19 protein-coding genes and 1 other RNA gene are annotated in these 22,986 nt (G+C 64.3%); 18 read left to right on the top strand and 2 right to left on the bottom strand.

What is annotated here, in order from left to right; translation table 11 throughout:
* Nucleotides 1-176 precede the first annotated feature (176 nt).
* Nucleotides 177-631: RNase P RNA component class A (gene rnpB / locus VFA60_00500), an RNA gene on the bottom strand.
* 203 nt (nt 632-834) lie between these two features.
* Here rnpB and VFA60_00495 point away from each other — a divergent pair.
* From VFA60_00495 to hpnI, 3 genes are all read left to right on the top strand, one after another.
* Nucleotides 835-2,046, top strand: coding sequence for an ABC transporter permease (locus tag VFA60_00495; protein ID HZQ90253.1), 1,212 nt, complete (start codon nt 835-837; stop codon nt 2,044-2,046).
* Nucleotides 2,043-3,305: an ABC transporter permease gene (locus VFA60_00490; protein ID HZQ90252.1), complete on the top strand. Its 1,263-nt coding sequence runs from the start codon at nt 2,043-2,045 to the stop codon at nt 3,303-3,305. The genes VFA60_00495 and VFA60_00490 overlap by 4 nt, the downstream gene beginning before the upstream one ends.
* Before the next feature lie 68 nt (nt 3,306-3,373).
* Complete coding sequence (gene hpnI, locus VFA60_00485) at nt 3,374-4,537, top strand: bacteriohopanetetrol glucosamine biosynthesis glycosyltransferase HpnI (GenBank protein ID HZQ90251.1); 1,164 nt, start codon at nt 3,374-3,376, stop codon at nt 4,535-4,537.
* A gap of 74 nt (nt 4,538-4,611) precedes the next feature.
* Here the strand turns inward: hpnI and VFA60_00480 are convergent, their stop codons facing one another.
* Nucleotides 4,612-6,423, bottom strand: coding sequence for a glycosyltransferase family 39 protein (locus VFA60_00480; GenBank protein ID HZQ90250.1), 1,812 nt, complete (start codon nt 6,421-6,423; stop codon nt 4,612-4,614).
* 140 nt (nt 6,424-6,563) lie between these two features.
* Between VFA60_00480 and VFA60_00475 the strand changes: the two genes are divergently transcribed.
* From VFA60_00475 to VFA60_00405, 15 genes are all read left to right on the top strand, one after another.
* Nucleotides 6,564-8,507, top strand: a complete 1,944-nt coding sequence (locus tag VFA60_00475; protein ID HZQ90249.1) for an ArsA family ATPase — start codon at nt 6,564-6,566, stop codon at nt 8,505-8,507.
* 146 nt (nt 8,508-8,653) lie between these two features.
* On the top strand, nt 8,654-9,457 hold the full coding sequence (locus tag VFA60_00470; protein HZQ90248.1) for a GvpL/GvpF family gas vesicle protein: 804 nt from the start codon (nt 8,654-8,656) through the stop codon (nt 9,455-9,457).
* 1 nt (nt 9,458) lies between these two features.
* Nucleotides 9,459-9,689 carry a gas vesicle protein gene (locus VFA60_00465; protein HZQ90247.1) on the top strand — a complete coding sequence of 77 codons (231 nt, stop codon included), beginning with the start codon at nt 9,459-9,461 and terminating at the stop codon, nt 9,687-9,689.
* A 43-nt stretch (nt 9,690-9,732) separates the two neighbouring features.
* Nucleotides 9,733-10,401 carry a GvpL/GvpF family gas vesicle protein gene (locus VFA60_00460; GenBank protein ID HZQ90246.1) on the top strand — a complete coding sequence of 223 codons (669 nt, stop codon included), beginning with the start codon at nt 9,733-9,735 and terminating at the stop codon, nt 10,399-10,401.
* The gene (locus VFA60_00455) at nt 10,398-10,772 is read left to right on the top strand and encodes a gas vesicle protein K (protein HZQ90245.1); all 375 of its coding nucleotides are present in this window, start codon (nt 10,398-10,400) and stop codon (nt 10,770-10,772) included. The genes VFA60_00460 and VFA60_00455 overlap by 4 nt, the downstream gene beginning before the upstream one ends.
* A 158-nt stretch (nt 10,773-10,930) precedes the next feature.
* Nucleotides 10,931-11,257: a gas vesicle protein gene (locus tag VFA60_00450; GenBank protein ID HZQ90244.1), complete on the top strand. Its 327-nt coding sequence runs from the start codon at nt 10,931-10,933 to the stop codon at nt 11,255-11,257.
* Between the two features lie 33 nt (nt 11,258-11,290).
* Nucleotides 11,291-11,584 (top strand): gas vesicle structural protein GvpA, encoded by a 294-nt coding sequence (gene gvpA / locus VFA60_00445; protein ID HZQ90243.1) that lies wholly within the window; start codon nt 11,291-11,293, stop codon nt 11,582-11,584.
* Nucleotides 11,585-11,617: 33 nt separating this feature from the next.
* Nucleotides 11,618-13,732 carry an ATP-binding protein gene (locus tag VFA60_00440; GenBank protein ID HZQ90242.1) on the top strand — a complete coding sequence of 705 codons (2,115 nt, stop codon included), beginning with the start codon at nt 11,618-11,620 and terminating at the stop codon, nt 13,730-13,732.
* 56 nt (nt 13,733-13,788) lie between these two features.
* Complete coding sequence (locus VFA60_00435; GenBank protein ID HZQ90241.1) at nt 13,789-14,184, top strand: response regulator; 396 nt, start codon at nt 13,789-13,791, stop codon at nt 14,182-14,184.
* Nucleotides 14,156-15,082 (top strand): GvpL/GvpF family gas vesicle protein, encoded by a 927-nt coding sequence (locus VFA60_00430; protein ID HZQ90240.1) that lies wholly within the window; start codon nt 14,156-14,158, stop codon nt 15,080-15,082. The genes VFA60_00435 and VFA60_00430 overlap by 29 nt, the downstream gene beginning before the upstream one ends.
* Nucleotides 15,082-15,363 carry a gas vesicle protein GvpG gene (locus VFA60_00425; GenBank protein ID HZQ90239.1) on the top strand — a complete coding sequence of 94 codons (282 nt, stop codon included), beginning with the start codon at nt 15,082-15,084 and terminating at the stop codon, nt 15,361-15,363. Before VFA60_00430 ends, VFA60_00425 begins: the two co-directional genes overlap by 1 nt.
* A gap of 189 nt (nt 15,364-15,552) precedes the next feature.
* Complete coding sequence (locus VFA60_00420) at nt 15,553-16,293, top strand: DUF5666 domain-containing protein (GenBank protein ID HZQ90238.1); 741 nt, start codon at nt 15,553-15,555, stop codon at nt 16,291-16,293.
* Between the two features lie 79 nt (nt 16,294-16,372).
* The gene (locus VFA60_00415; protein HZQ90237.1) at nt 16,373-19,801 is read left to right on the top strand and encodes a TonB-dependent receptor; all 3,429 of its coding nucleotides are present in this window, start codon (nt 16,373-16,375) and stop codon (nt 19,799-19,801) included.
* On the top strand, nt 19,802-21,931 hold the full coding sequence (locus VFA60_00410; protein ID HZQ90236.1) for a VWA domain-containing protein: 2,130 nt from the start codon (nt 19,802-19,804) through the stop codon (nt 21,929-21,931).
* A 52-nt stretch (nt 21,932-21,983) separates the two neighbouring features.
* Nucleotides 21,984-22,973, top strand: coding sequence for an NAD(P)H-quinone oxidoreductase (locus VFA60_00405; GenBank protein HZQ90235.1), 990 nt, complete (start codon nt 21,984-21,986; stop codon nt 22,971-22,973).
* Nucleotides 22,974-22,986: the final 13 nt, after the last annotated feature.

Below are 22,986 nucleotides of genomic sequence, written 5' to 3'. Positions count from 1 at the left end.
AGAGGAGTACTTCAGCGACGGGCGACGGAAGAGATGATCATAATGAAAGTCGCGCCCGCGTTCGACCGGCTGCGCAACGAGTCTCGTTTCCGGGAGATATTGCGGCGGGTGGGATTGGCCGACGAAACCGGAAAGTTGATGCCCTCCCAGCACGTTTCCGAGCGGGAGGGCATTTTGCGACATCCGGACCTGTAAGCCGAATTCTGTCTGGCGGCTTGCGCCGCCGCGACGGTCATTCCTCTGGGACACGCGTTACCGCGCGCCTCAAGCGACCTACCCGAAGGTTTGGCGCGCCGAGCCAGCGCGCCGCCCGGTTTCCCGGGCGTTCCTTCCTATTTGGTCTTGCTCCGCGTGGGGTTTGCCGTGCCCGCGGCATTACTGCCGCGGCGGTGCGCTCTTACCGCACCTTTTCACCCTTACCCAGCCGTTGCCGGCCGGGCGGTATGTTCTCTGTGGCACTTTCCGTTGGCGGCCTTTGAAGGCCGCCCCCCGGACGTTATCCGGCACACCGCTCTGTGGAGTTCGGACTTTCCTCTGCGCCGCTTCGGCGCCCGAATGCGTGAGCATTGGGACGCCGGACATCCGCATCCTCAAGCGCGGGTCGGGCTGCAGCGACCGTCCGGTCCAGCTGTCTGCGTTCAATATTATAGATGTTCGGAGCGCCAATCGGGGCGCAAAAGGCGCCCAAAACTCAAGGTGGAACTTGCTGATCTGCAAGGACGTATCTAGGCTGGCGGCCGCGCGCGGCTCAAGCAAGCATCTGCGCCCGGCGCGCCGCTGCTCTGGTAGACTTTTTTCGGCCCTCTTCAACCTTATATGCATTTCTTCGAAGCCATGAGGATTGCGCTGCAATCCCTGTGGGCCAACAAGCTGCGCTCGGTGCTCACGCTGCTCGGGGTGGTGATCGGCGTCGCGGCCGTCATCGCCGTGGTCACGTTCGTCAACGGCATCAACGGCTACGTAGCGGAGAAGATCTTCAACCTGGGCGCTGACGTCTTCATCGTCAACAAGGTCAGCCCGGTCATCCGCAATCTCGACCAGTGGCTCGACTCGCAGAAGCGCAAAGACCTGACCATGGAGGACTACCACGCCGTCCTGGAAGCCTGTCATCACTGCGAGGTGGTGGGCGCCTCGAACATCAATTTCAGCGGCAAAGTGCGCTACGCCACGCAGTCCACAACGGACACGTGGGTGCGGGGCTGGACGCCATCCATGGGCCGCATCGCCGACAAGGAAATCGTTCTCGGCCGCTTCATCAACGAAACCGACATGGACTACGCCACGCCGGTGGCCGTCATCGGCTACGATATTGTTGACAATCTCCTCGCCGGGCTCGACCCGATCGGCAAAGAAATTCGCGTTGATGGCCGCGTGTATACCGTCGTCGGCGTCGGCAAGCGCGAGGGCAAAACGCTTGGCCAGAGCGCCGATAACTACGTCATCATCCCGCTCACATCCTATCGGCAGCAGTACGGCACACATCAGAGCGTTCGGATTTCAGGCAAGTCTTACGGCGTAGGCAGCGGATTGGAGTCGGCGGTTGACGAAGCGCGCGCCATCCTGCGCGCCCGCCGGCACGACCTGCCGGGCACGCCCGACAGTTTCTCGGCCGAAACGAACGAGACTTTTCTCGACCTCTGGTCGAACCTCAGCAGCACGTTCTTCTTCGCCATGATCGCCATCGCCTCAATTTCCCTGATCGTGGGCGGCATCGTCATCATGAACATCATGCTGGTTTCGGTGACCGAGCGCACGCGCGAGATCGGTATTCGCAAGGCGCTGGGAGCGCGTCGCGCCGACGTGTTGCGCCAGTTTCTGATCGAGTCGGGGACGATGGCGCTGGTGGGGGGCATCGTGGGCGTGCTGATCGGCGCCGGCTTCGCCAAGCTCATCACCGCGCTGGTGGGCATGCCGTCCTCGATTCAGTTCTGGTCCATCCTCGCCGGCCTCATCGTTTCCGCCAGTGTCGGCATCTTCTTCGGCGTCTATCCCGCCAAGCGGGCCGCGCTGCTCGATCCCATCGTTGCTCTGAGGGCCGAGCTATGAAGCGCCGTCACGATTGGGGCGAAAACTTTGCCATGGCGCTGGAGACGCTGCGCAAGAACAAGCTGCGCTCCGCGCTCACCGTGCTCGGCATCGTGATCGGCGTCATGACCGTGATCGGCATCTCCTCGGTCGTGCGCGGGCTCAACGCCAACGTCACGCAGGTGATCAGCGAGATCGGCTCTGACGTTGTCTTCGCCTTCCACCTGGAGCCGTTCAACTTCGGCCGTTTGCCGGAAGAAGTGCGCCGGCGCAAGGAACTCACCTACGAAGACGCGATGGCCATCAAGGACCTTCCGCACGTGAAGGCGGTGAACGCCGGCCTGCGCTATCAGATCCCGCAGTTCAACGCCGGCGCCTACGTGGTGAAATACGAGGGCCGCAAGGCCAAGAACGTGATCCTGGAGGGTGACCTCTCGGCCGTCACCGAGGTCTTCGACCTGAAAATGCGGGAAGGCCGGTGGTTCAGCAACTTCGACGATGAACACCACACGCAGGTCATCGTTTTGGGCAACGACACCGCCGACGAGCTCTTCCAGCACGCCTCGCCGCTCGACAAGGAGATCAACATCGAAGGCGAACTTTTCCGCGTGATCGGCGTGGTCGAAAAGCGCAAGACGGTGTTCGAGGGCGGCAGCAATCCTGCCGACAACATCGTTTATTTTCCGCTCGGCACCTTCCGCAAGCTGCATCCGGAGCTGAAGCAGTTCTGGATCAGCGTGAAGGCGACCTCGCACGATGACATGCCGAAGACCATCGACGAGATGCGCGAGTTGCTGCGCCGGCGCCGCAAAGTGCGGCCGATGGACCAGGACAACTTCGCCATTTTTACCCAGGATTCGCTCAGCGACGTCTGGAACCAGATCACCGGCGCCGTCTTCATCTTCATGTTCGCCGTCTCCAGCGTCGGTTTGATCGTCGGCGGCGTCGGCGTGATGAACATCATGCTGGTGTCGGTCACCGAGCGCACCCGTGAGATTGGCGTGCGCAAGGCCATCGGCGCGCGCAAATTCGACATCCTGACGCAATTCACGCTGGAAGCGATCACGCTTTCGGCGCTCGGCGGCGCCATCGGCATCCTTGCGGGCGGCGTGGTCACACAAGCCGTGCGCATGATCTTCGAGTCGCTGCCGGCGACAATGTCGATTTTCTGGACGCTCACCGGCTTCACCATCTCCTGCGCTGTGGGAGTGGTCTTCGGAATCTACCCGGCATGGAAAGCGGCCAACCTCGATCCCATCGAGGCGTTGCGGTACGAATAGCGCCGTCGTGCCAAGCCCTAAGGTGCTATTGGCGGGCGTTTCGAAGGATGGGAAGATAGGCAGTCGTGATGTTTCACCTTTTCCGCGAATGGCTTCAGTTCCTCGCCGTGGTCTGTACCAGCTGCGGAGTGGGTTACTACGTGCTGTGCCTGTGGGGTGCGCGGCGCTTTCGGCGCTACTGGGCCGCGCAGAAGGTTTCCGGTGCGTTCACTCCACCAGTTTCCATCCTGAAGCCGCTGCGCGGAACTGATCCCGACATCTATCAAAGCTTCCGCAGCCACTGTCTTCAGGACTATCCGGAATACGAAATTATCTTTGGCGTGAGCGATCCGGGCGACGACGCTGTTCCGCTCGTGCATCGTCTGATGCGCGAGTTTCCCGGGCGCGCCATCAAGCTCGTCGTGTGTCCGCAGGTACTGGGCACGAACCTGAAGGTCAGCAACCTCATCCAGATGCTCGAGCAAGCGCGGCATCCCTACCTGGTCATTAACGACAGCGACATTCGCGTTCCGGCTGACTACCTGCGCCGCATCATGGCGCCGCTGGTGTCACCCAAAACTGGATTGGTCACGTGCATGTACCGCGGGCACGCCTCGGCGACGCTCGGCTCACGCCTGGAGGCCGTCGGCATCAGCACTGATTTCCACGCCGGTGTCCTCGCAGCGCGACAGCTGGAAGGCTCGGTGCGCTTCGCCCTGGGTTCGACCATGGCGCTGAGTCGCGAGGCCCTGCCCGCCATCGGCGGCTTCGAAAGCCTGGTCGACTATCTGGCCGACGACTACGAGCTCGGACGGCGTGTGGCCGCCAGCGGACGCAGCGTTGCGCTCTCCGACGTGGTCGTCGACACGCACCTGCCCGAGTACAGTTTCTCCGAGTTTCTCCAGCACCAGCTGCGTTGGGCGCGCAGCACGCGCCACTCGCGCCGCTGGGGCTACGCCGGACTCCTGCTCACCTTCGCCGTTCCCTGGGCACTGCTCGCGGTGGCGGCCGCGCACGACGCGCTCTGGTCGTGGTTGCTCCTGCTCGGAGCGCTGCTGTTTCGTCTTGCGGTCGCGTTCGAAGTCGGCGCGGGCGTCCTTCAGGACCGGAGCCTGGTTCGCGATTTCTGGCTCATCCCCCTGCGCGACATCATCGCGGTGTTCGTCTGGATTGCAAGCTATACCGGACACACCGTTGCCTGGCGCGGCGATCAGTTCGTGCTGCGCGACGGGAAGCTGCACCCGGCAGGGTGAAACCCACCACAGAACCGCAGAGAAAAACAGTGAATCCGACCCCGTGCGTTCCGTTCCTCCCCGGTGGATGTCCGTTATCGCAGGGGCTGGTTCGTCAGGATGTACTTCCCGCCGCTTCGCGCCACCTCGTGCGCCGGCAAGCCGCGCAGAAGCCCGGGCTCGCTCACCTGGCTCCACAGATAAACTCGCCCCGGTCCTTCCCATAGCTTCAGGAACGACTCGTTGGTCTCGAAGACGCGCGGCGCGTCTGGGAAGTGCGAGCCGTACCACAGGTTCGCCTCGCGATGGTTGAGCACGCGCACGGGATGGCGCGTGTAGAAGTTCAACGTTGAACCCTCTTCGTAGTCGCCGTCAATCACGATCAGGTCACCGGGCTGGAGCCTTGCGGCGATCGCCTGGGCCAGCGGCCTGCTCGTCAGCGTCGGCGAGAAGATGACCAGTCCCCGATGAGCGGCGTTCAGGAGCACCACCATCATGGCGGCAAGGGCCACATTCGCGGCCGCAGCGCGATTGCGGCGCCGCAGCCACCAGTTCATCGCGCTGCCCAGCAGAAACGCGATGCCGGTCGAGACCAGCGGCGCGCGGAAGGCGCCCAGCGCTTCAGGCGTCAGGTCGAAGAAATGTCCGAAGCTGAGCGCGTACTTGTCGGGATTCTTCCTCAGCAGGTCGGCAATGTCGGCGCCTGGAGGCGGCGGCGCAGCGCTGATCGCCAATCCCAGGCAGGCGACGCACACCGCTGTCGCGACCAACAGAAGGACCAGGGACGACACGCGGTCGGACGCTGGAACGGTGCCCGCCTCGCCGGATTGGCCCAGCCAGCCGCCGGCCAGCAGCGCCAGCGCCGGAATCGCCGGTACCACGTAGTACTCCTGCCGGGTTGAAAAGCTGAAGAAGACCAGGATCACCAGCGCCCACAGTCCGAACACCAGATGGGCGCGCCCGCGTGCGCTCAACTCGCGCGCACTCGCGCGCGCAAAAATTGGCGCACGCTTCAAGGCGCGCCAGAACTCCGCCGCCGTTTGCGGCAAAAACGCGCTCCACGGGAGCAGCCAGACCAGCACCAGTCCCCAGAAGAGAAGCAGCGGCACGGTGTCGTAGTCGCGTGGCACGCGCTTGTTCAGGTAGCGGAGGAAGTGTTCGTTGACGAAATAGAACCAGAAGAATCCGCGCACTTCGCCCTGCGCAGGGTTGCGCAGCGCGGCCATCAAGTGCCAGGGAGCGGCGATGGCGAGCCAAACCAGCGACGACGAGAGCAGCCGCAGCTTGAGCAGGCGCCGCGTGTCGCCCGTGATCAGCAGGTACGTCGCGATCACCGCCGCGGGAAACACCAGGCCAATCAGGCCTTTCGTGAGGACGTTCAAGGCGGAGGCCGCCGCCATGCCCCAGCACGCCGTCCGTGACGGCGGATCTTCCTGGAGAGCGCGCAAGAAAAAGGCGAATGTCAGCAGCAGCCAAAGTCCAACCAACAGGTCAGGGATGAGAAACCGCGTGAACAGATACGGCCCTACCGCGGTCGCCATCACCAATGCTGCGGCGAACCCGCCGGAATCGCCGTAAACGCGGCGCCCGACGCGCCACGTAAGCAGCATCAGGGCCAGGGCGCCCAGCGCAATCGGCAGGCGCGCCTGCCACTCACCGACGCCGAAGAGTTGGAAGCTGGCCGCCACCGCCCAGTACATGAGCGGCGCCTTTTCCAGGTAACGAATGCCGTTGGCGTGCAGCGTTACCCAGTCGCCGCGCTCAACCATCTCGCGCGCAGCCTCGGCGTGGACCGAATCGGCATCGTCGAGCAGCGCGGGCGTAAACAATCCGGAAACGTAGATGAGCGCCCAAAGGACAACAAGGCAGACGATGGCGGGGACTGCTGTCTGGCGTGCGGAGTTCACGAGGGCGAAGGTGGATTATAGCGGGAGGGGAAATTCCACTTTGCCGCACCGGGTGAAGGCAACAGCCTGCGCAGGCGCCAAAGACGAGGCAGGTCAATGGTGGACCAACCTCCGCCAAGAGAGGGCCGAAGGCGCATAGAATGCGCGCCATGGCGCGGCTCACGTTCTTCATCGGCAAGGGCGGTGTGGGGAAGACGACCGTCTCCGCGTCCTATGCCGCTTACACGGCGCGTCAGCAGCCCCGCCGACGCGTGCTGCTCATGTCCACCGACCCGGCACACTCACTGGCCGATGTCCTGCAGCAGAAGCTTGGAGACCAGCCGACGGCGGTCCGCCTCGGCCCCGGCACGCGTCTGTGGGCGTGGGAAATCAATGCCTCAAAGGAATTTGCCCGTTTCCTGAAGCGACAGCGCGGCGCGCTGCTGGAGCTGATCGAGAGCGCGACCATCTTCACCGCCGCCGAGATCGAACCGTTGCTCGACGCCACGCTGCCCGGCATGGCCGAGGTCGCCGCCCTGGTCGCATTGCATCGCCTGGCGGCCCGCGGCGACTACGACGAAATCGTTGTCGACACCGCGCCCATTGGGCACACGCTGCGCCTGTTCCAATTACCCGAGCACCTCGCGCGCTTCCTCCATTTTCTTCAGACCGCCGCCGGCCGCGATCGCGTTCTGGCCGAAACCTTCGCCCACACCACCATCGCCGTTCCGCCGGTCGTGACTCAATGGGAGCGCATGGTCGCAGAAGTCCGTCAGGCCCTCAGCGCCGGTCAAGCTGAGCTTGTGCTGGTCACCACGCCGGAAAATTTCTCGCTGCAGGAATCCGTCCGCGTGCGCCGGGAACTGGCTGCCAGCGCGCCTACGATGGACATCGCGCGCATTGTCCTGAATCGCGCCGTCGTCGCCGCCGGACGGAAGTGCAATCATTGCTTGGCTCGCGTCCGCGCAGCTCGCGCGGCCAGGACGTTTCTGGCGCGCGAGTTTCCCAAGCTCCCGATCGTGATTGGCGAGGATCCCGGCGGCCCCATGCTCGGACCGAAGTCGCTGGCCGAGTTCGGCCGTCACGTATTTCAGGGCGGCAAGCTTCCCGCCGCTCCTGGGCCCACGCGCGCGCCGGAGGTCAGACTGACCGCAGCCCCGTGGCCCTCGCCCGACGTCCCTCTCGCCTTCACACTCGGCAAAGGCGGCGTCGGCAAAACAACAATTTCGGCGGCGCTGGCATTTCGTCAGCGCCAGCGCAGGAAGTCAATTCCCGTCGTGCTGTGCTCGACCGATCCCGCCCCATCCCTCGACGACGTCTTCGAAGCCGAAATCGCCGATCAGCCTCACGCGGTGCTCGGCGACCCGAAATTCCAGGCCGTCGAAGCCGACGCCGTTGCCGAGTTTGCCCGCTGGAGCGCGGGCGTGCGGCGGCAGATCGGCGCGGCGCTCACCGCCGAAACGCGTGGCGGCGTCCATGTTGATCTGAGCTACGAGCGCCGGGTCCTCGAGGCCCTGCTCGACGTTGTCCCGCCGGGCGTGGACGAGCTGTTTGCCGCCTTCCGCATCCTCGATTTGGTCCGGTCCGGTAAACAGTTCATTATCATAGATATGGCGCCAACCGGCCACGCCTTGGAACTCCTCCGGACGCCCGCCCGAATGGAGGGATGGGCCCGCCTCCTGTTGAAAACCCTGGCCCCGCACCGTAGACTACCGCTGGTCCGTGATCTGGCGGTGGAGATTGCCGCCGTGGAGCAGCGGGCGCGCGAGCTGGGCCGCATGTTGCGTGATCCGCGCCAGGTTAGCGTGTGGCCGATCATGCTGGCCGAGCCGCTGCCCGATCGCGAAACCGCACGTCTGCTGGGCGCACTACACGGCATGCACGCGCCCTCCGGCCCGTTGGTCGTCAATCGCGTCTTGCTACCGGAGTCGGTTCGAAACTGCCGCCGTTGCCAGAGCGCGCGCCGGTGGCAGATGGCGACACTTGCGTCGTTGCGCAGCCGCCATCACGGGCGCGACCTGCTGGTCGTCGCGGAAGCGCCCGGCGAGGTTGCCGGCAAACGGCGATTGCAGGCCTTCACACGCCGCTTATGGCAGGTCGACTGAAATCGCGCCGCACAGCTGGCAGGAAGACTGGTCCGCCTGCTCGGCGCAGGCCATCGCGACCCGCCGCCGGAAAAACCCGGCTTCGCCGGCGCAGTGTTGCCGCGCGGCGCAGGCCAAGGCCAAGGCCACGGCCGCGTTCGGCCCGTGTGGCGCCCAAGCCCGCGCCAGCCGCGCCGGCAAAAGCGCTCTATCTCTACGGCATCAGTCGCGGGCGTCCCGCCGTCCGGCCCGATGCTGTTTCCGGCATTGACGGCGCTTCGGCCGTCGAGACCGTCTCCTGCGGCGGCCTCCTCTGCTGGATCAGCCGCGTGGAGCGCGGCGAATACGCCGAGCGACTCGAGCAGAACATGCAGAACCTCGACTGGCTTGCCGGCGCCAGCGTCCGGCACCAGAAAGTTGTCGGCGCGCTCGCGCAGCAGCTTGACCTGCTTCCCACGCGCTTCGGATCGGTGTTTCTCTCGCACGCCTCTTTGCGCAAGCACGTCCAGGAGCAGAAGAGCTTTGTGAACGCCACGCTGCGCCGCCTCGCCGGAACCGAGGAATGGGGCGTGAAGGTGTTTTCAGAAGTCGGCCCCAACGCGGCGCCGGTGCAGGCGCAGAGCGGCGCCGACTACCTGCGGCAGAAGTCCACTATGCTGCAGCAGCGGGGCCGGGCGCTGCCGGTTGAAATTGACGCCTTCGCCGAAGCCCTGCGCGACGTTTCCGTTGACGCCGTCGCCGGTCCGCGCGCCGGCCAGCCCGGATTGCTCTGGCAGGGCGCTTATCTGGTGCGCCGCACCGAAGCGCGCCGCTTCCAAGCCGTGCTGCAGCGCTTCGCGGGACGGCTGGGCGGGGCGCGCATCGAATCCACCGGCCCCTGGCCACCCTACTCCTTCGTCAACGAGCCGCGCACTTCGCCGAACGGGTCCGGCAAGAAGGCCTCGCGGAGCACGCGCCAGAGCGGGAGATAGCATGGCGGCCAACTCCTCGCAGGTGGTGTTCGTCGGCAGCGACGGTCAGGACGACGTTTCTCTCGTCGAGATCCTCGACCACGTGCTCAATTCCGGCGTGGTCATCCACGGCAGCATCGTCATCTCCCTCGCCGGCGTCGACCTGGTCTACGTTGGGCTGAACGCAGTGGTAACCTCGGTGGAGACCGCGCTCAGGCATCTGGAAAAGAAAGTACCGAGCAGCGAATACTGAGTACCGAGTCAAGGAAGGCGGTTTTCCCGCTTCCTTTGTTCCGATGTTCCTTTGCTATTGCGTCGTCGAAAGCGAGGCAGACGTGCGCGCGCCCGGGCGCGGCGTGGCCGGCGCCGAAGTACGCGAACTCCACGCGGACGGCGTGCGTTGTTTCTACTCACCGTGGGAGCCGCAGAAAATGCCCACGGAGGCGGCACTCGAGTTTCAGCGGCTGATAAGCTCGGTTTTCGCCCAGGCGCAGACCGTCCCGTTCCGCTTCGGCCATCCCGTGGCGACGGAGGAGGACCTGCGCAGCTTCATCGCGCAGCATGCCGCTGCCTACCGGCGCGCTCTCCAGTACTTTCGCGGGCTAGCGCAGATGGACGCGGCCCTCACCTTCACACCGCCCGCCGGCGAAACGACTTCGGGCCGCGAATACCTGGACCGCATCCGCGAACGCAGAGCGGCGCTGCGTGAGGCGGTCACGGCGCTGCGGCGAGGCGTCTGCGCCCGGGCATGGAAGGAGAGCGAGCAACAAGAGAAACTTCGCTGCTACGCGCTTATCGAACTCGATGCCGCTGCGGAATTCCGGGATCAAATGCTGCGCGTGAACCTGCCCAAGACGTTGCGCGCGCTGGTCAGCGGGCCGTGGCCGCCAGCCGAATTCATGAAGCTGAACGAGGCTCCACTCGCCGCCGTGGAGGCAGTCCGGCTGGAGGAGGGTCCGCGATGAGCGACAGCGAGCCTCGGCGCCTTTCGCCGGAAGAGATCGAAGCGGCGGTGGCGGATTTTCGCCGCTCGCTCGAGCAGTCGCAGCAGCGTGCCGCGAGCCGCATCGACTGCTCGCCGGAAAACGTGGAGCAGGGAGTCGCGCGGCTCGTGCTTGGCCTGGTGGAATTGCTGCGTCAAGTGCTGGAGCGCCAGGCGATTCGCCGCATGGAAGGAGGTTCGCTGACCGACGAGCAGGTTGAGCAGATGGGTCTCGCGCTGATGAGGCTCGAGCAAAAGGTCCGCGAAATGGCGAGAGAATTCGGCCTTCGTCCGGAGGACCTGGAGGTGCTCAACATCAATCTTGGGCCTGTGGGAAATTTGGTTGAAAAATAGGCCGGCAGGCCGCTGTTGATTGTAAGTAGCTGAATTTCAAGCCAGTTGCCGTTGGGCATTTTCTTCCCGCCGGTTGACAGCCAATTCTGGTCTGATTAGCATCCAACGGTTCGGTTCAAGGTTTCAGCCGGACAGTAGTCTCCCTAGAAAACAAAACTATGGATACCCGCGTTCCGACTGTCTCCGGCACAACCAACCTGCTCGACATCCTTGACCGGGTGCTGGACAAGGGTCTGGTGATAGCGGGCGACGTTCGTATCTCCCTCGCGAACGTGGAATTGCTGACCATTCGAATCAGGCTGCTCGTTTGCTCGGTGGATAAGGCGGAGCAGATCGGCCTGAACTGGTGGAAGTACGACCCGCACCTGACAACCGCGGTCGGGCCGACTCCCAAGGTACGACAAGCGCTGCCTTCTCCCGCGCCGGGAGCGCGAAGGCGGCCAGCGCCGACTGCTTCTCGACCTTCGAGAACACGGCGCGGGTAAGAGCAAGGCGGCACGTCGCAATGGAGGACCGGAATGGCTGTTGAACGGGTATCTGGCGGTTCGAGTCTTATTGACGTCCTTGATCGGGTACTCGACAAGGGCATCGTCATTGACGCCTGGGTGCGCATCTCCCTCGTCGGCATCGATCTGATCACGGTTGAGGCGCGCGTCGTGGTCGCGTCCATCGACACTTACCTCAAGTACGCCGACGCCGTTGGTCTTACCGGCATCGTGTCGCGTCCGCAACTGGAGTCGGTGGCCGAGGAAACCGTCATTGAAACTCCGCGTCCTGCGCGAACCCAACGGAGGGCCGCCGGCCGCCGCTAATCGGCGTGGAGGCATGGCCACATGGCGACCCCGATGCTACGCGCTCGTCAAAACAGCAGCGTAGAACGGCAGAACGGGGACAGCGATCTGGCGCGACACCGCCGGAGAGCGGCGCTGCGGCTGCTCGGAGCCGAACGCGCTGAAGAAATCTTTCCCGTGCTGCTGGAGGAGATTCTCGCGCTGGGTTTTTCGCGTGCTCTGGTGGCCGAGGTTGACTTCGAGTCCGCCACGGTCCGTCCCGTGGCTTCGTTGAACTGTCCCCGGCCGCTACAGGATTATTTCCGGGTATCGCTCTGGTCCGATGCGCCGGTTCTCTCGGCCCTGCATGAATTCACGCCGGCGACCATTGCCTACAATCGCAACCGCAAGCTTTACGTCCATCCGCTGATCTACAACAACCGGCGTCCCTGCTGGGAAGCCGAGCGCGATCATCGCTCCGCCGATTGCCTGGCCGTCCTCAACCAGAACCACACGCGCCGGCTCAGCCTCAACGAACAGGTCTGCCAGGTGTGCGACATGCGTTCCTACGCGGCGCTGGTAGCCGTGGAAGTTCCCGCGCGCGGGATGGAGCGCGAGATGATGGAGCTGCGCGCCGTCGCCGAACTGGCCAACCGCTACCTGGCGCGGCTCTTCAAGGTCGAGCATTACTTCAACCGCATGCGCGACATGGAAACCACCATCGCGCAGTTGAACACCGTGATGCAGAGCATGCCCGACCCGGTCATCCTTACCGACGCGCAGCATCGGGTGCTGCTCCAGAACCGCGCCGCGGCGCGCTTCTTCAAGCTGCCCGAAGAAGTCACCGAGGGCCTAGCCCACGCCGTCGAACTGAACAACCTGCTGTTTTCCGCGGCGCTGTCTTCGATGGCCGTTTCGGACGCGGAAAGCTCCCGCGACCTGACCCTGGTTGACGCCATCGAGGGCGACGAAGTGCTGTTCGAGGCCGTTTGCGCGCCGACGCTAACGCGCGATGGCGTCCGCGTGGGCATGGTCACCGTGATGCGCGACGTCACCGATCTGCGCCGCGCCGACGAGGAGTTGCGCAGCAACTACGACCGCCTGCGCACTGCCGAGGAAGTCGTCCGCCAGGACCGCGATCGCCTCAACCTCATCGTCGAAAACGTGGGCGATCCCATCGCCGTCTGCGACAGTAACGCCAAGTTCGTGCTCCTCGACCCGCTGGCGCGCGAGCTGTTCGGGGCCGAAGAAGAGGACGCTGTTCGCACCCCCGAACAGATGAAGAACCTCGCCCGCTTCGAGGCCTACGTCACCACCTTTACTTACGCTTTCAGCCACAAGGAAAGCGCGCCGCTGCGCCTGTTCAACCCCACGCTGCAGACGGAAGTGGACTACGACGCGCGCTCCGGCAAGATCTACGACGAACGCGGGCAGGTTTCGTATACCGTCACCGTGCTGCGCGACTTCACGGCGCTCCGCAAACTCGAGCAGTTGAAGATGGAGCGCCGCATTCTGGAGATTGAGAAGTTTGCCGCCACCGGGCGCCTGGCCGGCACCATCGCCCACGAGATCAACAACCCAATGGAGGCGATCAAGAACTCCATCTACCTGATGGGTTCCATGGTCGAGCCTCACGGCCAGCCCATCTACGACATTCTCAAGAAGGAAACCGAGCGCGTGGCGCGCATCACCCGCCAGATGCTCGGCCTGTATCGGCACAGCGAGCAGGTCACCAACGTGGACATCAACTCGCTGGTGGAAGACACGCTCGCATTGTTTGCGCGGCAACTGGAGCGCGCCGGCGTGCGGGTTGAGAATTCGTTGAAGCCGATGCCGCCGATTTTGGGCTCGGCCGACCAGTTCCGGCAGATTCTCTCCAATCTCATCGTGAATGCGCGCGACAGCATGCCCGATGGCGGCCGGCTGCGCATCCGTACCCGGCATGTTTCGCGCCCCGACAGCGTGCACGGCACCATCCGCATCACCATCGCCGACACCGGCACCGGCATCCCGCCCAGTTCGATCGCCACCATCTTCGAGCCGTTCTACACGACCAAGGGCGAACGAGGGACGGGGCTGGGTCTGTGGATTGTGAAGGGCATACTTGAGAACCACAGCGGCAAGATCCGGGTCCGAAGCAAGGTAGGCCGGGGCACTGTATTTCGTATCGAGTTGCCGATCGTGCGCTGACGCGGCGCCTTGCGGCGTGACCAATCGTGGCGGCAGCGGTTCTAAAGAACACGAATATGGGCAAGTCGCACATTCTGGTGGTTGATGACGAGCCGTCGGTGCTGCTGACCTACCGTCTGCTGCTCGAGCAGCAGGGTTACGACGTCACGGCGGTGCTCTCCGCCCGCGAAGCGATGCGAATTCTTGAGACCTCCACATTCGACCTGCTGCTTTGCGACCTGTCGCTCGAGGAGCAGTACAGCGGTTTCGACGTAGTGGATTTTGGCCGCCAGCGCGATCCCGGGCTGCTGGCCGCGCTGCTGACCGGCTACGCCACCATGGACGCGGCGGAGAAGGCGGGAACGCGGAACATCCCGCTGCTGTTCAAGCCGATTGATATTGAGCAATTCTTTACGACTATTTCTGCTTTACTGGGAGACGGAAATGGCCAAGCAAAAGCAAGCGGCGAATAACCGCAAGAGACCGGCTGCGGCACGCAGCGCTAAGCAGGCGGAAGAGAGCCCGGTGCTCGTCTCAGGAGCAGGCGGAGCCGGCGCCGCGGTGCTGGCCCAAGTGGAGCGCATGCCGGCGCCCGCCGCGGCGGCATCCAGCGCCGGCCGCTACGTGTACGGCGTCATCCAGACGCGCGAGCCCATCTCGTTCGGCAAGATCGGCATCGGCGGCCTCGGTGACATGGTTTATACCGTGCACTACAACGACATCGCAGCCGTCGTCAGCCGCACCAGCGTCTTCATCTTCGATCCAACGCGGGAAAATGCGCTCGCCCACGAACATGTGATCGAAAACGTGATGAAGAACCACACCATCATTCCCATGAGTTTCGGCACCATCTTCCGCACCGAAGACGACATTCTCGAGGTGCTGCGCGGCATTTATCCGTCGCTGAAAGATGTCCTCAAGCAGATGGCCGGCAAGTTGGAATTCGGACTCAAGGTCACCTGGGACCGCGAGCGCATCATCGACGAACTCAAGCGCGATGATGAAGAGATCCACCGCTTCCACCAGGAAATTACGCGCAAGCACCTGCAATCCACCTACTTCGCCCGCATGCAGCTGGGCCGCATGATCGACAAGGCCATGGTGGAGCGCTCGGCGCAGTACGTTCGCGAAATCTATGACGGACTGCGCGGCGTGTGCGTCGCTTCGCGCGACAACAAGCCGATTGGCGACAAAATGATCATGAACGCCGCCTTCCTCATCCAGAAAGACAAGGAGGCGCAGTTCGATGAGGCGGTGAACAAGATTGCCAAGAAATACGGCGACCGGCTGAACTTCAAGTACACCGGTCCCTGGCCGCCGTACAATTTTGTGAACATCCGGCTCAAGCTGGAGCGCGGAACGGCGGGCTGATGCTTCTCATTGACGATCTGCTGCTGGCCCCGATTACCGGCTTTCAGTTCATCATGCGCACCCTGCAGCGCGTGGCCGAAGAGCAGTGGACCGACGACGCGCCGCTCAAAGAGCGGCTGCTTGAATTGCAGGTGCAGCTCGAATCGGGAGAGATCAACGAAGAGCAGTACGTCGCCGCCGAGAACGAGATCATGAAGGAGCTGCGCGAGATCCAGCGGCGCCGCAAAGCCCTTGCGGGAGTAGAAGAAGACGAAGGCCCGCCCGGAGCGCCAACTCGGTAACCCGAACGCGGCCCCAGGGCGGCATTTCTATTGCGCGCCTTATCACCTGTCGGCGGTCATCGCAATTCGTGAGACACTGTCCCGCAACTCGCTTACCAATCTAGGGTTTGTACGTCTTAATCGGGTACGAGGGAGAACCCTGCCCCGAAGATGTGTGCGCGCCCAAGGGAGCTGCGCATGGGAGGTGTCATGAAAAAGTTAGCGGCAATCATGATTATTGCGCTGGCCGGCATGCCGTTGCTGGCGCAGCAGGAAGGCCAAGCCGCGCCGGGCGGGCAGCCAGCTGAGGCGCAACGTGGCGAGCGCCGCGAGCGCTTCCGCGGCATGGGCGTGGGCGGCACCATCACTGCCATCAATGGTGACACGCTCACCATCAAGACCATGCGCGGCGACGACGCCACCGTGAAAACAACCTCCGACACGCGCTTCATGAAAGACCAGAAGGAAGCCAGGCTGGCCGACTTCAAGACCGGCGACCAGGTGATGATCGCCGGCGAACGGGGCAGCGACGGCGTTTGGAACGCGCGCTTCGTCGGCGTCGGCATGATGCGCGGCGGCGGTGGCGGCATGATGATGGGCGGCCCGGGCGGCATGTCGCCCGAAGACCTCGGCAAGAAGTTCATCGTCGGCAAGATCAAGGCCATCGATGGACTCAAGATCACCGTCGATCGTCCCGACGGCCAAACCCAAACCATCGAAGTTGACGAGAACACCTCGTTTCGCAAGAACCGCGAGAGCGTGACCCTCGCCGACTTCAAGGTGGGCGACGACGTAATGGGACGCGGCGAACTCAAGAACGGCGCCTTTGTCCCATCCGTGCTGAGCGCCGGCAATTTCATGATGCGCATGGGCGCCGGTGCCGGTGCCGGAGCAGCCACTGGAGCCGGCGCGGGAAACGGCCAGGCCCCTCCGCCCGCGCAACCGAAGTAACCATGCGTAAACCGATTTCCGGCGCACACGTCCAATGAAGCAGCGCGAAACCCGACGGTGGCGAGGTCGCTTCGTCCGCATGAGAATCAAGTCAGCCGTCTTCGCTTCGCTCGCGCTTTGCGCGCCCTTCTTGCTGGGACAAGCTGCTCCTCCGGCGTCTCCGCAGCCTCCCGCATCGCCGGCCGGCGCTGCATCCATCGCGACCGCGCCCTACGGCGAGATCAGCGGCACAGTGAAGGCGGGCGCCACGCCGCTTCCCGGCGTCAGCATCAGCGCCACCAACACGCTCACCGGGCAGAAGCTGATTTCATCCACTGACCTCGCGGGCAACTTCACCCTGCAGGTTCCCAGCAAGGGACGCTACGTCGTGCGCGCCGAGCTGGCGGCGTTCGCGCCGGCCACCAAGGAGGCGCTCATCAACGACGCCGCGCGCAGCGCCACGGTTGACGTCGTCATGGAACTTGCATCGCGCGCGCAGGAGGCGCAACAGCAGCAGCAGTCGCAACTGCAGCAATTGGCAGGCGCGATGCGCGGTGGCAGCGGCTTCCAGAACCTCGCGCTCTCGGGCGCCGATGGCGCTTCCGCCATGATGGACGGCGACCCTGGCCCGGCGTCTGGACCGGGTGGCGGCGCCACCGGCAACGGAGCGATTCCCGGCATGAACGAAGCGCTGGCCGCCGGCATGCCTCCGCTGGCGCTCAACGCCGACCCAGCAACCGAGTCGTTTTCCGTGAGCGGCAACATGGGCCGCAGTCAGGACATGGGCGCTAACTTCGAAGAACTCCGCGACCGCATTGCGCAAGAGATCCAGGACCGCATGCGCCGCGGCGAGTTTGGCCCGGGCATGCAGGGCGCGAACATAAAGTTTGGCGACCCAGGCGGATTCGGCGGCGGTGGTGGCGGCGCGCCGCAGATCGTCATTATGGGCGGCCCCGGCGGCGGCGGATTCAACATCGGCGGACGCGGTGGCCGCTTCAACGTGAACCAGCCGCACGGCATGCTGTACTACTCCATGGGCAATTCGGTGTTCGACGCGCGTCCCTACTCGCTCACCGGCGTGCCCGCGCCACAGGCCGACTACTCACAGAACCGCTATGGCGCATTCCTGGGCGGGCCGCTGAACATTCCGCACATCTACCACGGCGGCACGAGCACGTTTTTCACCATCGGTTTCAACGGGACGCGCGCCTCAAATCCGTTCGACGCGTTCGCCACCGTGCCCACGCCGGCTGAGCGGGCCGGCAACTTCAGCAACACGTTCGTGAACGGGCAGCCAGTCACGATCATCAATCCGGCGACCGGACAGCCCTTTCCCGGGAGCCAGATCACGAACATCAATCCGGCCGCCGCGGGTCTGCTGAACTTTATCCCGCTGCCAAACCAGCCGGGCAGCGCGCAGAACTTCCACTACGTGAACTCGGCCGATACGAACGTGGACGCGTTCAATTTCCGCATCGTGAAGAACTTTGGCGCGCCGGCAAACCAGCAGCGCGGCCAGGGGCAGCGCGCCGGCGGCGGCGGTCAGCGCGGCGGAAGAGGCGGCGGGCGCGGACTTTTCAACCGCCCGCGCAACAACATCAATTTCGGGATTAACTTCAACCAGGTCCACACGCAAGCGCTCAACGTGTTTCCGTCGGTGGTGGGCAGCACCAAGGTCCGCGGGCTCAACGTGCCGTTTGGCTGGTCGCACACCTTTGGGCGTTTCAACAGCAATTTCCGCGTAAACTTCAACCGCAACCGGGTGCAAACGACCAACCTCTATGCCGGCGTGAACAACGTTGCCGGCTCTCTGGGCATCAACGGAGTCGCCACCGATCCATTCGACTGGGGCATCCCCGGGCTGACCTTCACGCATTACACCGGATTGCGCGACATTACGCCCGCGCTGCGCCGCGACCAGACGCTCTCCTTCAGCGAGACGGTGGGCTGGGTAAAGGGCAAGCACAATTGGCGCTTCGGCGGCGATTTCCGCCGCATCCAGCTCAACCCGCGTACCGACTCGAACGCGCGCGGCTCCTTCATCTTCAGCGGCTTCGCCACCGGCTACGACCTGGCCGACTTCCTGCTCGGCCTGCCGCAGCAGACCTCGGAGCAGTTCGGCGCCACCGGCTATTACTTCCGCGGCAATTCCTGGGACCTCTTCGCGCAAGACGACTGGCGGATGCGCGGCAATCTCACGCTGAACCTAGGCCTGCGTTACGAGTATGTCTCGCCATTCAGCGAAAAATTCGACCGCATCGTGAACCTCGACGCTGCGCCTGGCTTCACGGCGGTTGCGCCGGTCACGCCGAACGCAATCGGTCCGTTTACGGGCAAGTTCCCGGCGTCGCTGATGAATCCGGATCGCAACAACTTCGCGCCGCGCGTGGGCATCGCCTGGAGACCGAACCAGAAAACCGTGGTGCGCTCCGGCTACGGCATCAGTTACAACACCGGGGCGTACAACAGCATTGTCCAGCAGATGGCGTACCAGCCGCCGTTTGCCGCCACCGCCACCAACATTGCCAGCACGGCGGGCGCGCTTACGCTGCAAAACGGTTTCCCCACGGCCGCCGCCGGGACGCTGACCAACAACTTCGGCGCCGACCGCAACTACGCGCTCGGCTACGTGCAGAACTGGGACCTGAACGTTCAGCGCGAACTGACGCGCACGATCATCCTCAATATTGGCTACAGTGGCGCGAAGGGTACGCGGCTCGACGTGTTGCAGGCCCCGAACCGCGGTCCGAACGGGCTGCTGCTGCCGGGAGTGCAGGCGTTCAACTGGCAGACGGCGGATGGCGCTTCGATCCTGCACTCGGGCGACCTGCGCATCCGCAAGCGGATGGCGCACGGCTTCTCCATCGGCGGAACGTACACGTATTCAAAATCCATCGACAACGCCTCCACCATCGGCGGCGGCGCCGTCGTCGTGGCGCAAAATGCGCGGGACCTGGCGGCCGAGCGCGGGCTGTCGAGTTTTGACGTGCGTCACCGCCTGGTCGCCGATTATCTTTACGAGCTGCCGTTCGGCACGAACAAGCGCTGGCTGTCGCGGGGCGGCGCGCTCTCGCATGTCTTCGGCGACTGGCAGTGGAGCGGCAGCCTGAGCGCGCAATCGGGATCGCCGTTCACGGCGCGCGTGCTGGGCGCGTTCGCCGATATCGCTCGCGGCACCAATGGCACCCTGCGCGCCAACGCGACCGGCCAGCCGGTGCAGATTTCCGATCCCAGCATCGAACAGTGGTTCAACACGGCAGCCTTCGTCGCGCCTCCGCCGGGACAGTTCGGCAACGCGGGGCGCAACACCATCATCGGGCCGGGCATGCTCAACTTCGACATGTCGGTGAGCAAGAACTTCGTTGTCCGCGACACGCAGGGACTCGAAGTCCGGCTCTCTGCGACGAACGTGTTCAACCACCCGCGCTTTGCCGCCATCGACACAGCGGTGAATTCGCCGACATTCGGGCAGGTGGTCTCGGTCGGCTCGATGCGCAAAGTACAGCTTATGGCGCGGTACCACTTCTAGATGAGGCAGTCGCTCACAACCCGCCTCGCGGCGCTGGTCACCCTGACCAGCATGCTGCTTTCGCCGCTCGGAGCGCAGAGTCCGGCGTCTTCGACTTCGGGTGACCAGAGCGGCTTCCGAATCAAGGTCTCCTCGGAGCTGGTGCTGGTGAACGTGGTCGTGCGCGATCGCGACGGCAAAGTTGTTCGCGGGCTCACCAAAGACGACTTCCAGGTCAGCGAAGACAACAAAGCGCAGACCATCGCCAGTTTTGATTTGCAGGACGTGGATGTGGCCACCGCGCAGGCGCCCGCGGCCGAAGCTCCGTCGCAGGCCATGGTGCTCACCGCCCCCAAGCCTCCGGGCGCTGCTGCTCCGCCGCCTCCGCCGAACGCCGGTGGCTTACGCGATCACCGGCTGGTGGTGCTGTTCTTCGATCTTTCCGGCATGGAGCCGGAAGAGATCGATCGGGCCGCGAAGGCAGCCGAGAAATACGTTGATACGCAGATGTCGCCTGCCGACCTGGTGGCCGTGGCCGCGCTCGCGTCGCAATTGCAAGTTGTGCAGGACTTCACCGCCGATCGCGTCCAGCTCAAGCGCACGTTGCAGAAATTCAATCTTTCCTCCGGCCAGGGCTTCCAGGAAGGCGCGACCGGCGACACCGAGGGCACCGCCGACAACGCCGCGCCGTTCACGCCCGACGACACCGACTACAACACTTTCAACACCGACCGCCGGCTGCAGGCGCTGCAATCGCTGGCGAAGGCGATGGGCGGGATCGAACAGAAAAAGTCCATCGTTTATTTCAGCGGCGGGGTGAACCGCACCGGGATCGACAACCAGACGCAACTGCGCGCCGCCATCAACACCGCCGTAAAAAGCAACGTCTCCATCTACGCGGTGGATATCCGCGGCCTGCAGGCGCTGCCGCCGGGCGGCGAGGCGCAGAGGGCAAGCCTGCGCGGCGTCGGCTTGTACTCGGGCCAGTCGGAGCGCAACGCGCTGAACGCGAACTTCAGCAGCCAGGAGACGCTGGTCACGCTGGCGGAAGATACCGGCGGGCGCGCCTTTACCGACTCCAACGATTTCGGCAAAGTCTTCCAGCGCGTGCAGCAGGACACGGCCACGTACTACCTGATCGGATACCGCAGCAACAACCCGGTGCGCGACGGCCGCTACCGCCACATCACGGTGAAGCTGAAGCAGGCGGCGACCGCCGGCTACAAGCTGGAATACCGCTCCGGTTACTATGCGCCGCGCGACTTTCAGCACTCCACCCGCGACGATCGCGAGTCGCAGCTCGAGGCCGAGTTGGCGTCGGAGCTGCCCGCCACCGATTTGGGCGTCTATCTCGCCGCCGCCTACTTCCGCGTGGACGACGCGCACTACTTCGTCCCGGTTTCGATCGTGGTGCCCGGCTCGGAAATCCCATTCACGCGTGACGCCGACAAAGACAAGGCAACGCTCGACATCATTGGTCTGGTGCGCGATGAGTTCAAGCGCGTGGTCGGCAACGCGCGTGAGACGGTGAAGCTGAACGTGGAAGGCACGCAGGAGGTTCGCCGCAAGAACGTGCAGTACAACACCGGCTTCACGCTTGCGCCGGGGCCGTATCACCTGAAGTTTGTCATCCGCGAGAACCAGACTGGACGTCTCGGCTCCTTCGAGACCGACATCACCATCCCCGACCTGCGCAAAGCCCCCCTCCGCATGAGTTCGGTCCTCGTCGGCAGCCAGCTGAACAGCTCAGCAAAGAAGGGCGCCAGCCCGCTCGTTCACGAGGGCACCGAGCTCATCCCCAGCATCACCCACGTCTTCTCGGCCAACCAGAAGCTGTATTTCTATTACGAAGTCTACGAACCGGCCAAAGCGCTGAAGCCGGCGCAGGCCGCGAAAGACGCGCCGCAGCCGAAGAATCCCATCCGCCTGCTCACCAACATCGCCTTCTTCAACGGCAAGCTGAAGACTTACGAGACGCCGCTGGTGGAGGCGAAGGAACTGAACACGCCGGAACGTCGCGCCGCCGTTTTTCAATTCGAAGTGCCCATCACGCAGCTCCGCCCCGGTTTCTACACATGCCAGGTGAACGTGATCGACGACGCCGCGGGCAACTTCGCGTTCCCGCGCGTGCCCCTGCTGGTGCGTCGCTAGCCCCCGCCGGTCACCTGCGACGCGCATCTGAACCGTTAGACTGCTGACCGCCATGAAAGCCATCGTCATTGCACGTCCCGGTGGACCCGAAGTGCTGGAACTGCGCGACGTGCCGCAGCCCGCGCCGGGGCCGGACGAAGTCCTGGTCCGCGTGCATGCCGCGGGCGTGAACCGCGCCGACCTGCTGCAACGCGCCGGGCGCTATCCCGCGCCTCCCGGAGTTCCCGCCGACATTCCCGGCATGGAGTTTTCCGGTGAAGTCGCCGATACCGGAGCGCGCGTAAAGCGCTGGCGCAAGGGCGATCGCGTCATGGGCCTGGTGGGCGGCGGCGCTTACGCCGAGTTCGTGGTCGCGCATGAAGGCGTTGTCGCCGCTGTGCCTGACAGCCTGAGCTGGACTGAAGCAGCGGCGATTCCGGAAGCTTTCATCACCGCTCACGATGCGCTGTGGTCCCAGGCTGAATTACAACCCGGCGAACGCGTACTGATCCACGCGGTGGCCAGCGGTGTGGGGCTGGCGGCCGTTCAACTCGCCCGCGCCCGCAATGCAGAACCCTTCGGGACTTCCCGCACGCCAGACAAGATCGAGCGCGCTCGCGCCTTCGGCCTGGTCGATGGCATCGCGCTGGGCGGCGACTTCTCCGCGCTGGGCGAAGCTACGCGTCGCTGGACGAGCGGGCGCGGCTTCAACGCCGTTCTCGATCTGGTCGGCGGGCCCTACGTCGCGGCCAGCGTTGATGCCCTCGCCTCGCGCGGCCGGCTGATGCTGGTCGGTACGGTCGCGGGCACTCACGCCGATATCGATCTCGGCAAGGTGCTCGGCAAACGCCTGCACCTGATCGGCACCGTCCTGCGCGGACGCAGTCTCGAAGAGAAGGTCGCTGCCGCCGCCAGCTTTGAGCGCGAGGCGCTGCCGGACTTCGTCGCGGGAACTCTGCGGCCGATCCTCGACGCCGAGTTTCCCCTGGAGAGGGCGTCTGAGGCCCATGCCTACATTGAAAGTAATCAGAGCTTCGGCAAGGCGGTCATCGTGGTCGCGTGACGATGGTCACGTG

The sequence above is a fragment of the Terriglobales bacterium genome, from assembly GCA_035651995.1.
Taxonomy (GTDB): Bacteria; Acidobacteriota; Terriglobia; order Terriglobales; family Acidobacteriaceae; genus DASRER01.
Note: the sequence above shows the minus strand (reverse complement) of the source record. Positions and strands in the feature narration are given on the sequence as shown.

What these genes read in the sequence shown, in the direction of transcription:
- VFA60_00415 (HZQ90237.1), top strand. Translation starts at nt 16,373, where the DNA reads ATGAGAATCAAGTCAGCCGTCTTCGCTTCGCTCGCGCTTTGCGCGCCC.
- VFA60_00455 (HZQ90245.1), top strand. Translation starts at nt 10,398, where the DNA reads ATGAGCGACAGCGAGCCTCGGCGCCTTTCGCCGGAAGAGATCGAAGCG.
- VFA60_00495 (HZQ90253.1), top strand. Translation starts at nt 835, where the DNA reads ATGAGGATTGCGCTGCAATCCCTGTGGGCCAACAAGCTGCGCTCGGTG.
- hpnI (HZQ90251.1), top strand. Translation starts at nt 3,374, where the DNA reads ATGTTTCACCTTTTCCGCGAATGGCTTCAGTTCCTCGCCGTGGTCTGT.
- VFA60_00475 (HZQ90249.1), top strand. Translation starts at nt 6,564, where the DNA reads ATGCGCGCCATGGCGCGGCTCACGTTCTTCATCGGCAAGGGCGGTGTG.
- VFA60_00410 (HZQ90236.1), top strand. Translation starts at nt 19,802, where the DNA reads ATGAGGCAGTCGCTCACAACCCGCCTCGCGGCGCTGGTCACCCTGACC.
- VFA60_00460 (HZQ90246.1), top strand. Translation starts at nt 9,733, where the DNA reads ATGTTCCTTTGCTATTGCGTCGTCGAAAGCGAGGCAGACGTGCGCGCG.
- VFA60_00465 (HZQ90247.1), top strand. Translation starts at nt 9,459, where the DNA reads ATGGCGGCCAACTCCTCGCAGGTGGTGTTCGTCGGCAGCGACGGTCAG.
- VFA60_00450 (HZQ90244.1), top strand. Translation starts at nt 10,931, where the DNA reads ATGGATACCCGCGTTCCGACTGTCTCCGGCACAACCAACCTGCTCGAC.
- gvpA (HZQ90243.1), top strand. Translation starts at nt 11,291, where the DNA reads ATGGCTGTTGAACGGGTATCTGGCGGTTCGAGTCTTATTGACGTCCTT.
- VFA60_00425 (HZQ90239.1), top strand. Translation starts at nt 15,082, where the DNA reads ATGCTTCTCATTGACGATCTGCTGCTGGCCCCGATTACCGGCTTTCAG.
- VFA60_00430 (HZQ90240.1), top strand. Translation starts at nt 14,156, where the DNA reads ATGGCCAAGCAAAAGCAAGCGGCGAATAACCGCAAGAGACCGGCTGCG.
- VFA60_00440 (HZQ90242.1), top strand. Translation starts at nt 11,618, where the DNA reads ATGCTACGCGCTCGTCAAAACAGCAGCGTAGAACGGCAGAACGGGGAC.
- VFA60_00490 (HZQ90252.1), top strand. Translation starts at nt 2,043, where the DNA reads ATGAAGCGCCGTCACGATTGGGGCGAAAACTTTGCCATGGCGCTGGAG.
- VFA60_00405 (HZQ90235.1), top strand. Translation starts at nt 21,984, where the DNA reads ATGAAAGCCATCGTCATTGCACGTCCCGGTGGACCCGAAGTGCTGGAA.
- VFA60_00435 (HZQ90241.1), top strand. Translation starts at nt 13,789, where the DNA reads ATGGGCAAGTCGCACATTCTGGTGGTTGATGACGAGCCGTCGGTGCTG.
- VFA60_00420 (HZQ90238.1), top strand. Translation starts at nt 15,553, where the DNA reads ATGAAAAAGTTAGCGGCAATCATGATTATTGCGCTGGCCGGCATGCCG.